Origin of the sequence: Kitasatospora arboriphila (assembly GCF_039528095.1) — a bacterium.
GTDB lineage: Bacteria > Actinomycetota > Actinomycetes > Streptomycetales > Streptomycetaceae > Kitasatospora > Kitasatospora arboriphila.
The window spans coordinates 1-897 of the sequence record NZ_BAAALD010000237.1; the positions used below are offsets into that span (position 1 = coordinate 1).

Sequence of the window (897 nt, forward strand, 5' to 3'; positions counted from 1 at the left end):
AGTGGCGCTATTCTCTGCGCTGGAAACTGCCGCACAGGCCCTGCCCGGGTCCACGGGAACTGATTTCCGTTGTCGTGGAGGCTGGGCAGGCGGCACCTGAAGAGGTGATGTCACGCTGGGTGGCTGGCTCAGGTTACGCTGTATGCGTGGATTTTCACGGCCAGAAACAGATCCAACGCTGGAGCGATGAACGGAAAGCTGCGGTGAGAAGGCGCAACATGCAGGCTCGTATTCATCGTGTTGCCCCTTTGTTTGCCGACGAGTTAATCGAGCGTGAACTGGCTGCGCGTCCGGAGTATTTCAATGGCAAGTCCGCCCGATGAATAAGTACAATGCTGTCTGACAACTCAGATGGCCAAATACAAGGAAAGCAGAACTATGAGGTACTGGTTGCTCGTTATCTTAATGAACGTGCTGTTCTGGTTGATCGTGAAGCATGTTGCTCCGGAATGGTATGGTTCCCCTTGTTATTATGCAGGCCAGATTATCTGCACACTAATAGCTGCGGTCATCACATGGCGTGATCCGCCTGACTGGTTAGATGGAATCCTGCTCGGCGTTATAGAATTCGGCGTTCTGATTGCCGGGATTATATTCTTTGTCTGGGGCATCGGGTACAAGCTGGCATTCTGGGGGCAACATGATCCTAATACCATATATGCAAGTGCAAACGATGTGATTTTGCCTAATCTTGCGCTGGGCACGGGCGTCTTGATTGCGGGATGGGTATACATTAGATATTTAAAGCGCTAAGCAGCATAAAGCGTGGATATACCTGGTAAGAAATAGCACCGTCCCGGTATAATCGACGTGGCGCTTGAGGCTTTTTGCCTCATGACGTGAAGGTGGTTTGTTACCGTGTTGTGTGGCAGAAAGCAGAAAGCCCCGTAGTTAATT

Annotated in this window: 2 protein-coding genes; both read left to right on the plus strand. The window is 51.1% G+C overall.

Annotated elements, in window-relative coordinates; all coding sequences use genetic code 11:
* On the plus strand, positions 1 to 323 hold a 323-nt coding region (locus ABD353_RS39700), incomplete at its 5' end, for a hypothetical protein (RefSeq protein ID WP_344628578.1).
* An 82-nt stretch (positions 324 to 405) separates the two neighbouring features.
* On the plus strand, positions 406 to 753 hold the full coding sequence (locus ABD353_RS39705) for a hypothetical protein (protein ID WP_344628579.1): 348 nt from the start codon (positions 406 to 408) through the stop codon (positions 751 to 753).
* Positions 754 to 897: the final 144 nt, after the last annotated feature.

Coding starts and splice junctions, on each gene's coding strand:
- ABD353_RS39705 (WP_344628579.1), top strand. CDS start 406: ATGAACGTGCTGTTCTGGTTGATCGTGAAGCATGTTGCTCCGGAATGG.